Below are 14,257 nucleotides of genomic sequence, written 5' to 3' on the forward strand. Positions count from 1 at the left end.
GGCTCTCCTTCGCGGCCTGGTTCACCGTGCACATCAACGCGAAGATGCCGTAGCCGGTCGGGCCACAACCAGCCGCGGACATGTAGAACACCCCGGAAGGCGGTCATGGCCGCCTGCGGGCGACGTCGTGCTCCGCGTCACGGTCCTTGTCGAGCGCCGTCAGGGCTGGTCCGGTTCGGGCGGTGGTCGGTACGGTCGTTATCCGTTGCCTCCAGGGCAGCCGACCGTGATCGGGTCCGGGCGAACGCCTGCGTGGGAGTGATGACTTGCTTGCTTTCGTTGGGTCGCTGTGGATGGTTGGCGTGGTGCTTCTCGTCGGCGCCGTGATCGGGCAGTCCGTGAATCTGGGTGGGGCAGAGCTTCCCGCCCTCACCTCGCCGAAGGTACGGGGGGCCGTGGCCGGCATCGGGGTGTTCGCGCTCCTGCTGGGGGTGCTGCTCTACGTGCAAAATCTGTCGGACACAGGGGCCGTGGGCGGTGACACGGGCCAGGCGGCCGGCCCGCCCCCGAGCCCCTCGGCTGACTCGCCACAGCCCTCCGGCGCCGGTGAATCGCCGCCGTCCCCCACCATGTCACCCACGCCCAGCCCGGCCCCGGACACGTCGTCTTCGGAAGATTCACCGACGCCCTCGTCGCCCGCACCGAGTTCGGCTCCGCCCACGTCGGCGCCCAGGCCCACGGCCCCGACCGTGAAGGTGCGCTGGCAGGGCACGTTGCTCCTCTACAGCAACGGGGCGCCCACGGGATGGTGGTTGGACAACGTGCCACCGACTCAGGCGATGATCGGTGATCTCGGCCTTGAGTGCGACTGCCACCCCGGCGAAGTCGTCGCCTCCGCCATTGCGGCATGGGATGGTCCGGAGCCGCCGGAATACCGGCAGTGCTCCGAAATGAGCGGCCAGTTGGCGCGGCGGGCCCTGGCCGTTCAGGAGGGGTCCATGGCCTGTCTCAGAACCCAGGACGGCCGTCTGGGCTACTTCACGGTGACGAGCATGCCTGGCCCTTCCGAGCTGAACGTGAAAGCGACCATCTGGGATCGTGGTTGACGCTTCCTCTCCCCTCGAACAGCGACCCCATCGACGCCCTCCTCACCGCCACGACGGGAAGAGCCTTCAGCAAGCTGCTGACGCAATACGGCATCCGTCACACCTACACCGTGCTTCCCGGCGTCCGCCACATGATCACAGAGGCGATCGCCGCCGGCACCCTTGCCTACCCTTCGGACTTCTGGGAGGGCGCCTTGGCGAAGTTCACGCAGGAACCGACACTTCTTCGACCGGGCAGAAGACTGATCAGTCAGTGCGGGTTGCCGCCGCGTCGGACCGCCACCGGATCGCCACACACCGGAGGCATCCGGCAGGTGCCTCGGCCACGTCGGTCTCCTGGACGGAATCCGCCTGCGGCGCTCCGCCGACACTGCGGATGCCGATAAATCATCCGCGCAGGCCACAGGGCTGATCAACGATCACTTGCGCCGCCCCGCGGCTCGCAGGTGCGGTGGCTACTCGGGCATGATGATCTGCTGCGCTTGGCCTACCTCGCCATGACGAACACGTTCTCGCTCATACGCCTGCTGCCGATGAGCGACCGCGGCAAGGAGATCGAGATCCTGGTGCTCCGGCACCAGCTCGCGATTCTGCAACGCCAGGTCGACAAGCCTGCGTTCATACCGAGCGACCGGTTCCTGCTCGCCGGGCTGCTCCACCACCTGCCGATGGACAAGCTTCGGCAGCTGCACCTGTTGGTGCGCCCGGACACCATCCTGCGCTGGCGTCGCGACTTCCTGAAACGACGTCACGCCGCGACCTGCACGTCCCGGCGGCGGGGACGCCCGCGCACCGTCCGCTCCATCCGCGCTCTGGTCCTGCGGCTGGCGCGCGAGAACAGCTCGTGGGGCTACCGGCGTATCCACGGCGAGCTTGCCGCACTCGGCGTCAAGGTCGCCGCCTCCACGATCTGGGAAATCTTGAAAGCGCATGGCATCGACCCGACCCGTCCCCCCAGCACGAGCGCAGGACGTGGGCCGACTTCCTGCGCAGCCAAGCGGAGGCGCTGCTCGCGTGCGACTTCTTCGAGACCCGCACCGTGATTACCGGGACACGGCTTTACGTCTTCGCCGCCATCGAGCACGCCACCCGGCGCGTCCGGATCCTCGGGGCTACCGCGCACCTCACCGGGCAGTGGGTCACGCAGCTCGGGCGCAACCTTGCCATGGACCTCGAGGATGTGGGCGCGAAGGCGAAGTTCATGATCAGGGACCGGGACTCGAAGTTCACCAGGGCGTTCGACGTTGTGCTCAAGGATGCCGGGCTGCGCGTGGTGATCACAGGGATCCGGATGCGCGCATGAACTCGATCATGGAGCGCTGGGTGCAGACCTGCCGACGCGAGTTGTTGGACCGCACCCTGGTCTGGAACCAGCGCCATTTGCTGCACGTGCTACGTGAGTTCGAGCAGCACTACAACGAACACCGGCCCCACCGGGCCCTTGGCCAGGCTGCTCCGCTGCGTGCCCTGCATGACGTCGAGGGAGTCGCCCGGGCGCGGAGTGCCGTTGTCCAGGCGCTTGATCGTGCCGTACGTCGTCCAGCGAGGGCTCCTGTGCTGTCTCGACCAGCCAGGTGAGTAAGGGCTCCCGCATGAGACGACCGTGCGGTCAGTGTTCTGGCCGACCTGACCGTGCGTCACGGGACAGTGGAGCATCTCAACAATCTGGGCAAGATCGCCTGTTCTGGCAAACCGAACGTGCTGAGCACTGTGATGGAAAGCGCCGTTCGCAACGAGCACATCGGCCGCCTGGCCTGGGCCGTGGTGTATCGATGGGGCGGAGCAGCGGGAATACTCGCACGCGGTGATCGCACTGTGCCGACGCATCCTCGAGGACACTTCTGTCACCACGTCGGCTGCCAAGATGGCGATGGTGCGGCTGCGGCGCGTCGCGCACACCACCGGCGACCCGGCCACCCGCGGCCTCGTTCTGGATGCCTTCGAGGAACTCGCCCGGCAAAGCGCCGGAGCCGCGCGTCTGGTCGCGGAGGTGAAGGACTGGCAGCTGGACAAGGCCTCCGATCGGGGCGGCAGCCTCGCCTTCCTCGCGCTCATGGCAGTCAGCGACAACGGCACACCCTGGCTCATGTCCACGGCCCCACCGGACATCGACGTGTCGCGCGCCGTGCGCGATCTGCTCCCTGACCGCACGGCGGCCCGACCCTCCCCCGGGCCGGGCCTCCCCCGTGGCCGCGCCGCAGGCATCCCCCTCATCGGCGGCGCGAAAGGGCTGACGGACCCTCCTCCCGGTCCGTCACGCCCCTCTTCCTGTCCAGGTGTCTTGTCCGCTCCTATTCAGGAGTCTTGTCCGCCTCTCCGGAGACCGCCGGGCCGAACTTCTCGAAGAAGAACTCGTGCTTGAGGAACGAGGTGTCGTACTCGTGGCCGGGGTAGGGCGGCAGGAGCTGGGAGGCCTGGAAGAGGCGCCAGCCGTCCAGCAGAGCGTCGAGGCCGCTCTTGTACGGGGGCTCGTCGCTGTCGCCGGAGGTGGGGCGGGTACGGCCGGTGCCGTCGTAGCGCGACCAGCCGACGACCGGGGAGTCGAGGGCCGAGGTGGAGAGGTAGAGGACGAGGACTTCCTGGCGCGGCTCGGTGCTGATCACTTCTGCCCCCTGATCGCGGGTCGGTTGGTGACGCGGGTGACCCAGTGGTCGATGTCGAAGCCGGCGTCGCCGGTCAGGGCACGCCACAGCAGGGCCCTGTTGTGAATCTCCAGGCGGCCGGTGGCCTGCTCGTACCAAGGGAACCCGATGGCGAGTTCGCGCAGGACGGCCGGGTCGTCGAGGTCGGCGGTGTCCCAGAGGCGGACCTGCGGGACGGTCGGGTTGAAGCGGATCTTGTACATGTAGCGGCGGCGGCCGGTGTCGTTGCGCCGTCCGCCATGCCAGATGCCGTGGTGGACCAGGACGACGGTGCCTGCCGGGCAGGTCAGCCGGGTCTGGCCGCGCAGGTTCTGCACCCGGCCGATGTCGGTCTCGTTGATCCGGCGCAGGTGGCTGCCGGGCACGGACAGGGTGCCGCCCATGTCGGCGGTGACCTCGTGCGGGTAGTACATGAGCTGGATGTCGAAGGCGTCCGGGCGGACGTCGATGATCGCGTCCCCGTGCAGGTCCTGCGCCTCGCCCTCGTGCGGGCCGCGCACGTGCACGGCGTGGTGGTCGACGTCCGGTTCCGGCCCGACCAGGCTGCTCAGGGCGCCGGCGACGGCCGGAACGGCGAGCAGGCGCGGGATGAAGGTGGAGTCGTCGAACGCCTTGGACAGCGGGGTGCCGTAGGCGACGGGCGGGAGCTCGTGGTCGAGGGCGGCGATCGCCTCCTCGTTGATCTCCCGCGGTACGACTCCGTCCAGCCGCAGGTATCCCTGCGCGACGAAGCGGGCCATCTCGACGGAACTGAGGGACTGTTGCTGGTCCGGCTGTTGAGTGGTCGGCATACGGCGAAGGTATGCGTGCGTGGAGGTGTTGTCGTGGGATGAATTCGCCGCTCGCTGGTAGATTTTCGGCATCATGCTGAGCATCGCCCCGTGCCTCGACGAGCCGCCCGAGGTCGTGAACGCCGGTGTCGGCGTCCATGGCGTCGTCTCCGACCACGACGTCTTCCGGCTGCCCGACCTCTGGCAGTTGCACCTGTACAGCTACGCGGCCCGGCTAGTGATCGGCAGCGGTGCCGAGCACGCCATCCTCCCCGGCCGGGTCAGCCTCGTCCCGCCCGACACCGAGGTGCACTATCACTACCGTGGTCGGTCCGAGCATCTGTACGTCCATCTGCGCCTGCCGGGCGCCGGGCCGGGAATGCCCTTCTCGCTGATGCAGGACACCGGGGATGAGGGCGCCCTGCTCGCCGGACTCCTGCGGCGGGCTGTCGCCGCCTTCCCGTACTCGCGTGCCCGGGCGGCGGCCGAGGTGTGGACGGTGCTGTGGCGCGTGGCGGAGCTGAGCGGCGGCGCGGAGCAGGACGGGCACGGCCATCCGGTGGTGGCCGCCGCGGCCGCCTACCTCGAGGCTCATCTCGCCGACCCGCTGACCGTCCCCGCCGTGGCCCGCGCCGCCGGGGTCTCCCCCGGGCACCTCACCCGCCTGTTCACCACCCACACCGGCCGCACCGTCGTCGCCTACATCCGCCACCGCCGCCTGGAACGCGCCCGCCACCTGCTGAGCGCCTCCACCCTCCCGATCCCGGCCGTCGCCGCCGCCGTCGGCATCCCGGACCTCCAGGCCTTCAACAAGGCCTGCCACCGCGAACTGGGCGCGGGACCACGGGCGATCCGGGGCCGATGACCTGCGCCGCACGCGGCACGGAGCACGTTCAAGAATTGGTGGGATGCTTTTACACTCCCAATGAGACTGCACCCACGCACACCTCGGCGATTTCCAGGGCTGGTTGACCTTTCTTGGCACAAGGTCTGGACGGCGACGACCCTTGGCGCCTATACATACATCCCATCAATGGAGTGCGGGGTCAGATGCACCGCGGAGGGGAAGGCAGGCCGGAGTGTCGCTGACCGACAAGGCCATCGTGCAGATCCGTGAACTGATCCGCACCGGTGTCCTGCCGCCGGGCTCGAAGCTGCCGCCGGAGCCGGAACTGGCGGCGCAGTTGGGCCTGTCCCGCAACCTTGCGCGCGAGGCCGTCAAGGCGCTGTCCGTCGCCCGGGTCCTGGAGGTGCGCAGGGGTGACGGCACGTACGTGACGAGTCTCGCGCCGAGTCTGCTCTTCGAAGGGCTCGGCGGCGCGGTGGAGCTGCTGCAGAGCGACCCCGGCGCACTGCTGGACCTGATGGAGGTGCGCCGGCTCCTCGAACCGGCCGCCACCTCACTCGCCGCGACCCGGATCTCCGAGGATCAACTGGCCGAGATCGAGCATCACTTGGATGCGATGCGTGAGGCGCGGGACGACGTCGAGCGGCTCAACGCGCACGACGCCACCTTCCACCGGGCCGTCGTCCGGGCCACCGGCAACGAGTCGCTGTTCACCCTGCTCGAAGGCGTCTCCGGCCGCACTCTGCGCGCCCGCATCTGGCGGGGCCTCGTCGACGACCAAGCCGCACAGCGCACGCTCAGCGAGCACGAGGCGATCTTCACGGCTCTCGCCAACCGGGACGCGGCCCTGGGCCAGGCCGCCGTACTCCTGCACGTCAGCAGCACCGAGCGGTGGCTGAGGGAGCACCTGCGCACCGCCGAGGCCGCCACCCCGAGCATCGACGGTCCCGGGCTGCTCACGCGGCCGGACCCCGCCTGACCGTCCGCCCCATCATGTCCCGGATGCCGGGACCCCCACTCCTCCGCTCCTTCTCGCCCACTTCTCCGCGAGGTCTCCCGCATGACATCTCTGCCCCCGCGCGTCCTGTTCGGCGCCGCCTATTACCACGAGTACCAGCCCTACGAGCGACTGAAGACCGACCTCGATCTGATGGCGGAGGCGAAGTTCACCGTCATCAGGGTCGGCGAGTCGGTCTGGTCCACCTGGGAGCCGGAGAACGGGCGCTTTGAGCTGGACTGGCTGCGGCCGGTTCTCGACGGCGCCCACGAACGCGGCATATCCGTCGTCCTGGGGACCCCGACCTACGCGGTGCCGCCGTGGCTGGCCCGGCAATACCCGGAGATCGCCGCCGAGGACGCCGCCGGCCACCCCGCCGCGTGGGGCGCCCGCCAGGAGGTCGACATCACCCACCCGGCGTTCCTCTTCCACGCGGAGCGGGTAATCCGCGCGATCGTGGCCCGCTACGCCTCCCACCCCGCGGTCATCGGCTTCCAGGTCGACAACGAGCCCGGCCCGCGGCTGCCGCACAACCACGGCGTCTTCCAGCGGTTCGTGGACGACCTGCGGCAGCGCTACGGCGATGTGGAGACCCTCAACCGCGAGTGGGGGCTGGTGTACTGGTCGCACCGGCTGACCACATGGGCCGACCTGTGGAAGCCGGAGGGCAACACCCAGCCCCAGTACGACCTGGCCTGGCAGGCGTTCCAGGCGCGCCGGACCACCGAGTTCATCGCCTGGCAGGCAGGCATCGTGCGCGAGTACGCACGCCCGGAGCAGTTCGTCACCACCTGCCTCGCCTACGGCTCCCCCGGCCTGGAGGACGACGAACTCACCGACGCACTGGACGTCACCGCGGGCAACCCGTACTACGACATGCAGGACAGTCTCACGATGCCCGAGCCGCCGCGCGAGAAGCTGCCCCAGCAGTGGATGGCGTACGGGGCATGGGCGCTGCACCGGAGCGCCGACCGGATCTACTCCTCACGCCAGGAGCCGTTCCTGATCACGGAGACCAACGCCCAGGCCATCGGTGGCCCCTCCGACAACCGGCCCGCCTTCGACGGCCAGTGGCGGCAGGCCGCGTGGGCACTGGTCGCACGCGGCGCCCGCATGATCGAGTACTGGCACTGGCACACCCTGCACTTCGGCACCGAGACATACTGGGGCGGGATCCTTCCGCACAGCGGACGACCGGGTCGCGTCTACGCCCAACTCGCCCGGCTGGGCGGCGAGTTCGAGCGAGCGGGAGACCTCGTCGCCGGAATCACCCCGGATGCCGACATCGCCATGGTGTACTCCGCACCCAGCAAATGGCTGATGCACAAGCACCCGCCGCTCTCGGCCCCGGACGGCGGCCCGGACGCGGGCGCGTACGAGGGGATCTTCGACCCGTTCTATCGAGGAGCGTTCGAGGCGGGACGACAGGTACGGATCCTGCACGCCCGCCAGCTGCACGACCCCTGCGGCGAACTCCCGGGAATCGCCCCCGAGGCGGCGGCCGAGCGGCACCCCGTCCTCATCGCGCCGGGACTGTACGTGGCGGACGACGGCATGCTCGACTGGCTCGCCGCCTACGCCGAGGCGGGCGGCCACCTCGTGCTCGGGCCGCGCACCGGCTACGGCGACAACGAGGCGCGGGCACGCCACGAGGTAACGCCGGCGCGCCTGGTGCAGGCCGCGGGCGTGCGCTACGACGAGTTCAGCAACCTCCACACAGACCTGCCGCTGCGCTCCACCCCGGGCAGCCCCCTCATGCTGGGCGCCGGCGCCGTGGCGACCCGGTGGGTCGAGGGACTCGCCGTGGACGACGCCGACGTCCTCGCCACGTACGAGCACCCGCACTTCGAGCGGTGGCCCGCCGTCACCACCCGCCGTCACGGCGCGGGACGCGTCACCTGTGTCGGGACCGTGCCTGGGCGCGAGCTCGCCCGCGCGCTCGCCGCGTGGCTCGCACCCGCCCCGTGCGCCGGCTGGCGGGACCTGCCGGACTCCGTCACCGTCGCGACCGGCACCGCCGAGGACGGGCGGCGCGTCCACGTGGTCCATAACTGGAACTGGGAGCCCGCCGTCGCCCAGGCACCCGAGGACGTCGACCTGACCGACGCCCTGGACGGCGGCGCCGTCCCGGCCGGCACGCCCGTGCGGCTCGGCGCCTGGGACGTCCGCGTCCTCGCCACCGAGCCCGCGTCCCTCCCTTCCCCCGCCTCCTCCACCTCCCCTGGGGAGGTCCGGTGACATCCGCCAAGCGTGCCCTGGTCGTCCGCGGGGCTGGGACGGGCGCGTCCCCGTGGCCGCCACCGACCGCTACGTCACCGCGCTCAAGGCGGACGGCTACACGGTGACCGTCTCCGACACCCTCGACAGCTACCTCGACGCGGAACTGCTCGCGGCCACGGACCTGGTGGTGCAGTGCTGGACGATGGGCGAGATCACCGGCCCGCAGGCGGAGGCCTGAGCCGGGCCGTCCGGGCGGAGACCGGCCTGGCCGGCTGGCACGGCGGCATCGTCGACGCGTACCGCGCCGAGACCCGCTATCAGCTGATGACCGGCGGACAGTTCGTGCACCACGCACGGGAGTCCACGACCTTCGAGGCGCGTCCGGTGCCGGGCATGGCCGATCATCCGGTGCTGGCCGGAACCGGACCGTTCACCGTCACCATCGAGCAGTACTACCTGCAATTGTTTCGACGGCCCGGTGCGCCTCTTGCCGGCCGGGTCGGAGGCCAAGGACCGGGAGGACGTCCCCGTGCGAGTCGGCTACCCGGCCGCGACCGCGGCTACGGCATCGCCGACCTGGCCAGCGCGCACGCCTCCGGCGCCCCGCACCGCGCGAGCGGCCGGCCCGCCTACCACGTCCTGGAGGTCATGGAGATGCTGCTCGCCGCATCCGAAAGTGGACAGGCGCTCCCCGTGACCAGCACCTGCGTGCGGCCCGCGGCCGTACCCGTGCACGCGAGCCGGGCGTTCGCCGCGCGTACCGCCTGTTGACACCCCGGCCAAGAGCACCAAGGAAGAGAAGGGAAACCCGCTCGTGACCGACAACCGCGTTCTCCTCGACTGGGGGCACGATGCACTGCGCCTCGTCATCGATGCGGACCAGGACGGCCGTCCACGGCTCCGCCACGTCGGCGGCCCCGATGCCGCACCGGTGCCGAAGGGCTCGGGGGCGCCGCTGCCGCTGGTCGAGGCGGTCGTGGGCGGCCACGGCCGGCACTGGTCCAGCCAGCGTCTGATCGACAGCGTCATCGGCGCACGGCTGCGCTACCGCAGCCATGACACCCGGCGGGACGGGGACTGGCACCAGCTGACCGTCCGCATGCACGATCCCGAGACGGGCCTCACCGCGCACGTGGTCTACCGCTCGCCCGACAGCATCCCGGTCCTGCGCGGCCACGTAGAACTGCACAACGGGGGTCGGGAACGGCTCGACCTGGAGTCGGTCACCTCCCTGGTGCTGGGCGTGCTGACCACGGACGCCGCGCAGCTCGACACCGCGGACCTGCTCCGGGCGGAGAACGAGTGGCTGGCCGAATACCGCTGGCAGCGGCGCCCGTTGCGGCAGGCCGTCCCGGCGCTCAACGCCCGCGTCCACCGACCCAACGGCAAGGGCTGCTTCACCACGTCCGGGAAGGGCTCCTGGTCCAGCGCGGGTCACCTGCCGATGGGCGGACTGAGCGACCGCCGCACCGGACGGACCTGGCTGTGGCAGATCGAGCACAACGGCGGCGGCTGGCTGTGGGAGTGCGGGGAGCGCGCCGATGCCGCGTTCCTGGCCCTGTCCGGCCCCAGCGACATCGCCCACGGCTGGTCGCACCGGCTGGAACCGGGGGCGAGCTTCACGACCGTCCCCGTCGCTCTCGCCCTCGCCGAGACCGGCGGCGTCGACGAGGCGTTCGCCGCACTCACCCGCTACCGGCGTGCGATCCGCCGCCCGCACCCCGACCACCACCACCTGCCGGTGATCTTCAACGACTACATGAACTGCCTGATGGGTGACCCGACCACGGCCCGGCTGCTGCCGCACATCGACGCCGCCGCCGAGGCCGGCGCCGAGTACTTCGTCATCGACGCCGGCTGGTACGACGACGAGAACGGCGGCTGGTGGGACAGCGTCGGCGCGTGGGAGCCGGCCGCCTCCCGCTTCCCCGGTGAGCGCGGCATCCACGAGGTCCTGGACCGCATACGGGGGCACGGCATGGTCCCGGGTCTGTGGCTGGAGCCCGAAGTGGTGGGCGTGCGCAGCCCGGTGGCCGCGGCCCTGCCCGACGAGGCGTTCTTCCGCCGCCACGGCGCCCGCGTCCTGGAGACCGGCCGCTACCACCTCGACCTGCGCCACCCCGCCGCCCGCGGCCACCTGGACCGGGTGGTGGACCGCCTGGTCGGCGAACTGGGCATCGGATACCTCAAGCTCGACTACAACCTGGACTCCGGTTCGGGCACCAGCAGCCACCCCGGGGAGACCCCCGCGGACGGCCTGCTCGGCCACAACCGCGCCCAACTCGACTGGCTGGAAGGCATCCTGGACCGCCATCCGCGCCTCGTCCTGGAGAACTGCGCCTCCGGCGGCATGCGCACCGACCACGCCCTCCTCTCCCGCGTCCAGCTGCACTCCACCAGCGACCAGCAGAACCTGCAGCTGTACGCCCCCATCGCGGCAGCCGCCCCCTCCGCGGTCACCCCGGAGCAGGGAGCGGTCTGGGCCTATCCGCAGCCCGAGGACTCCCTGGACGAGGTCGCTTTCACCATGGCCAGCGCGCTGCTCGGCCGCATTCACCTGTCGGGCCGCCTCCCCGAACTCACCCCCGACGCACGCTCCTTGACGCACGAGGCGGTCGCGGTCCACAAGGCGATCCGGAACGACGTGGCGACCGCGGTGCCCTCCTGGCCGCTGGGCCTGCCCGGCTGGGACGACCCGTGGATCTCCCTGGCCCTGCACACCCCCGACACCGCCTATGTCACGGTATGGCGGCGCCCCGGTGACGGCTCCGAGGACTCGACGGTGCTCCCTCTGCCGAGCCTTCAGGGTGCGCCGGTCCGTGTCGACGTCCTGTACCCCTCCACCACCAAGGCGCGAGCCTCGTGGGACCCGAAGAGCGCGGCGCTCCGTGTGTTCCTCCCGTCGGCCCCTTCAGCGGTACTGCTGCGCCTCTCCGCCCGTCCGGAGTGAACCGTCCGGGCGGGTGGGGACGCGGGACACCGCCCGAGGTCAGGACTCCCGCGACTACGGTCGCGACTGCCGCAAGGGAATCCGCAGCTCCTGGCCCTGCTGCTCGGCGGTGACCCACGGCGCCGACGAGTCGGCCCAGCCTCGGCCGGGCTCGACCAGGCGGGCGCGCAGCGCGCGACGGGCCGGGCGCCCCGGGTAGTCGCCCGCCGGGCGGCCGACGGTCAGCGTGCCGGTGGCCTCGTTCCAGCGCAGCGCGGTGCGCGTGCTCGCACCCTGCTCGTAGCCCCACCCGTCACCCTCGTCCTCGTACAGCTCGAAGGAGCCGTCCGCCCCCGGGAAGACGAGGATGTCCAGATCCTCCGGGCCGGAGTCGGGACGGGCGAGGGGAAGAACCGATCCGGCGCGGGCGTAGGCGGGCAGCCGCTCCAGCGGCGTCGGGGCTTCGATACGGCGGCCGCCCGCGTGGCGAGCGCCGTCCCAGACGTCCACCCAGTCCGTGCCGTCTGTGCCGTCGGTCGCCGAGGGCAGCAGCACACCGCGGCTGCGCGGGGCGTCGCGCACCGGGACCGCATCGGGTCCGTACCGCTGTGGCCTCGTCACCGGGCAGACCATCAACGCCGGGCCGAGCATGAACTGGTCGTCCGCGGCGGTCACTTCCGGGGCGTCGCCGAAGTCGAAGGCGAGCGGCCGGAACATCGTGCCGTTCTCGGACGTCACCTGTGCGGCGAGGGAGTAGAGGTAGGGGACCAGCCGCTTGCGCAGGCGGATGAACCGGACCAGCGTCTCGTAGACCGGGTCGCCCGGTTCGCCGTAGTGCCAGATCTCGCGCGGTGTGCCGGTGCCGTGTGGGCGCAGCATCGGCAGGAAGGTGGCGTACTGGAACCAGCGCAGGAAGAGTTCGCGGTAGCCGGGGTCCTCCGCACCCGTGTCGAAGTCGCCGCGCAGGAACCACGCCGCGTCCATGCCGGGGATGACCCTGCCGGGGAAGAAGGCCCCGACGTCGGTGGTCCAGTACGGCAGGCCGGAGGCGGCGAAGCTCAGTCCCTCGGCGACCTGGCGGCGCAGCGTCTCCCAGGTAGCGTTGGTGTCGCCGGACCAGCTGAACGTGGCGTAGCGCTGTTGGCCGGCGTAGGCGGACCGGGTCAGGTTGAGCACCCGCTTGGGGCTGCCGGTGGCCCGCTGTCCCTCCCAGATCCCGCGGCTGTGCAGGAGGGAGTAGGCGTTGCTGCGGGCCGCTCCCAGGTAGCGCTCGGCCTCCGTGGTGTTGATGCGCATCCGCTCCTCGGGGGACGGCTCCGTCGCACCGTTCCAGTCGGCCTCGAAGGGTTCCGAGCAGTCGGTCCACCAGGCATCGATGCCCTTGGCGAACAGGGCCGTCTCGGCCTGCTTCCAGTACAGGGCGCGGGCCTTCGCGTCGAAGGCGTCATAGGTGGTTCCGTTGGCCAGCAGGGCGTCAGCGGCGGCGAGTTCTCGCTGGTCGGGGCCGTCGCCGTGGTGGTGCGGCCAGATGGAGACCATCAGTCGGGTGCCCATGGCGTGCAGGCGGCGGCACAGGTCGTCGGGGTCCGGGAAGCGCGCCGGGTCGAGGGACTTCTGCCCCCACAGACCGTCCGGCCAGGACATCCAGTCGAGCACGATGCCCTCCAGCGGCAGCCCCAGCTCGGCGTAGCGGCGGGCCACCGCCAGCAGTTCCTCCTGGTCGTGGTAGCGCTCCTTGGACTGGAGGTAGCCGAAGGCCCAGCGCGGCGGCATCGGCGCGGCCCCGGTCACCTGCCGGTAGCGGCGGACCACGTCGTGGAGTCCGGGTCCCGCCAGCACGAAGTAGTCGAGTTCCGGCACGCAGGCGGCCTGGAGACGGCAGCCTGCCGCGTCGTCCTGGAAAGTCATCGCGCTGTAGCCGTGCCACAAAAGGCCCCAGCCGCGGGGAGAGGCCAGGAAGGGAATGCTGACTTTGAGATTGTGCTGGTACAGGTACTGCGTCGTGCCCCGCCGGTCGAGTCGGCCCTCCTCGTGCTGGCCGAGGCCGTACAGGGCTTCGCCGTCGGTGAGCCGCAGTCCGAGGCCTGCCCGGTAGCCGGGAGCGGAACCGGGAGTGGAGCCGGAAGTGGAGCCGGAAGTGGAGCCGTTCGACGTTCCCGGTGTGCGGAGCTCCATCCGGATCGCGTCTGCCTCCACCTCGCTGAAGAGCGGTTTCCCGGCGGGGTCGCGGTAGCTGAGCCGCCCCGTGGCGAGGTCGACGGCAAGGGCCAGCGCCCCGTCGGACATGACCAGCTCGTCGGGCTTCTCATCGAGCGTGAAGGGTCCGGGTCGTCGCTCGCGGCGCGGATCGAGCATCGGGCCGTCGGCCAGGACGGGGGCGCCGTCAGACGCGGGGCGGGCTGCGACCCGCAAAATGCCGGGCCCCTCCCAGACCGCCCGCAGGGACAGTCCGCGGCAGGTCAGCCGTACTCCGTCCGCCGTCCGCTCCCAACGCACGGGTCGATCGCCGGTGCCCATGGCCTTCTTACTTCCCTTGGTCTCCGCCATGACACGCACGTTAGGAGCGGCCGCGCGGCATGCGCGTGGGAAGAATTCGTCGTCTGCTGGTCGATTCTCGGCATGAGGTGGTCCGTCGGGTGCGACGAGCCGGCCGGTCCACGCGGTCCTGACGGACCAGAAGGCAACGCCGACGAGACATCCCATGACATCGATACGCAGAGGATGTCCGCACCACCGACAACTACCCGAGATTAAGCGGATATTTCCTGCTCAGTCGATGCCAATGCAGCCTTCTCGTGTGCGAAGT

The 14,257-nt window shown here is 70.7% G+C and carries 13 protein-coding genes; 10 read left to right on the top strand and 3 right to left on the bottom strand.

The window, feature by feature from the left end; genetic code table 11:
• Positions 1–689 precede the first annotated feature (689 nt).
• From ABT009_RS28450 to ABT009_RS47480, 4 genes are all read left to right on the top strand, one after another.
• Positions 690–1,046, top strand: coding sequence for a hypothetical protein (locus tag ABT009_RS28450; protein ID WP_351300869.1), 357 nt, complete (start codon positions 690–692; stop codon positions 1,044–1,046).
• Between the two features lie 482 nt (positions 1,047–1,528).
• The gene (locus ABT009_RS47470) at positions 1,529–2,089 is read left to right on the top strand and encodes a helix-turn-helix domain-containing protein (protein ID WP_502989975.1); all 561 of its coding nucleotides are present in this window, start codon (positions 1,529–1,531) and stop codon (positions 2,087–2,089) included.
• Positions 2,086–2,349, top strand: coding sequence for a hypothetical protein (locus ABT009_RS47475; protein ID WP_502989976.1), 264 nt, complete (start codon positions 2,086–2,088; stop codon positions 2,347–2,349). Before ABT009_RS47470 ends, ABT009_RS47475 begins: the two co-directional genes overlap by 4 nt.
• An 8-nt stretch (positions 2,350–2,357) precedes the next feature.
• Positions 2,358–2,624 carry an integrase core domain-containing protein gene (locus ABT009_RS47480; protein ID WP_502989981.1) on the top strand — a complete coding sequence of 89 codons (267 nt, stop codon included), beginning with the start codon at positions 2,358–2,360 and terminating at the stop codon, positions 2,622–2,624.
• Between the two features lie 713 nt (positions 2,625–3,337).
• Here ABT009_RS47480 and ABT009_RS28465 read toward each other — a convergent pair.
• Together ABT009_RS28465 and ABT009_RS28470 are read right to left on the bottom strand one after the other, a co-directional pair.
• Entirely contained in the window at positions 3,338–3,649 is a 312-nt protein-coding gene (locus ABT009_RS28465; RefSeq protein ID WP_351300872.1) for a hypothetical protein, read from the bottom strand.
• Complete coding sequence (locus ABT009_RS28470) at positions 3,646–4,428, bottom strand: phytanoyl-CoA dioxygenase family protein (RefSeq protein WP_351301239.1); 783 nt, start codon at positions 4,426–4,428, stop codon at positions 3,646–3,648. The genes ABT009_RS28465 and ABT009_RS28470 overlap by 4 nt, the downstream gene beginning before the upstream one ends.
• 124 nt (positions 4,429–4,552) lie before the next feature.
• Here ABT009_RS28470 and ABT009_RS28475 point away from each other — a divergent pair, with 124 nt between their 5' ends.
• The 6 genes from ABT009_RS28475 to ABT009_RS28500 all read left to right on the top strand — a co-directional run bounded on the left by ABT009_RS28475 (position 4,553) and on the right by ABT009_RS28500 (position 11,472).
• Positions 4,553–5,323, top strand: coding sequence for a helix-turn-helix transcriptional regulator (locus tag ABT009_RS28475; protein WP_351300875.1), 771 nt, complete (start codon positions 4,553–4,555; stop codon positions 5,321–5,323).
• 214 nt (positions 5,324–5,537) lie between these two features.
• On the top strand, positions 5,538–6,284 hold the full coding sequence (locus ABT009_RS28480; RefSeq protein WP_351300878.1) for a FadR/GntR family transcriptional regulator: 747 nt from the start codon (positions 5,538–5,540) through the stop codon (positions 6,282–6,284).
• A gap of 81 nt (positions 6,285–6,365) precedes the next feature.
• A complete protein-coding gene (locus tag ABT009_RS28485; RefSeq protein ID WP_351300881.1) occupies positions 6,366–8,540 on the top strand; it encodes a beta-galactosidase in 2,175 nt (724 codons plus the stop codon).
• A 52-nt stretch (positions 8,541–8,592) separates the two neighbouring features.
• On the top strand, positions 8,593–8,760 hold the full coding sequence (locus ABT009_RS28490) for a hypothetical protein (protein WP_351300884.1): 168 nt from the start codon (positions 8,593–8,595) through the stop codon (positions 8,758–8,760).
• Entirely contained in the window at positions 8,715–9,293 is a 579-nt protein-coding gene (locus ABT009_RS28495) for a ThuA domain-containing protein (RefSeq protein WP_351300887.1), read from the top strand. The genes ABT009_RS28490 and ABT009_RS28495 overlap by 46 nt, the downstream gene beginning before the upstream one ends.
• A gap of 43 nt (positions 9,294–9,336) precedes the next feature.
• The gene (locus ABT009_RS28500; protein WP_351300890.1) at positions 9,337–11,472 is read left to right on the top strand and encodes a glycoside hydrolase family 36 protein; all 2,136 of its coding nucleotides are present in this window, start codon (positions 9,337–9,339) and stop codon (positions 11,470–11,472) included.
• Positions 11,473–11,526: 54 nt separating this feature from the next.
• Here ABT009_RS28500 and ABT009_RS28505 read toward each other — a convergent pair whose 3' ends face one another.
• Entirely contained in the window at positions 11,527–13,998 is a 2,472-nt protein-coding gene (locus ABT009_RS28505) for a glycoside hydrolase family 31 protein (RefSeq protein WP_351300893.1), read from the bottom strand.
• Positions 13,999–14,257 lie beyond the last annotated feature (259 nt).

Source organism: Streptomyces sp. NPDC002896 (assembly GCF_040295225.1).
Lineage (GTDB): Bacteria > Actinomycetota > Actinomycetes > Streptomycetales > Streptomycetaceae > Streptomyces.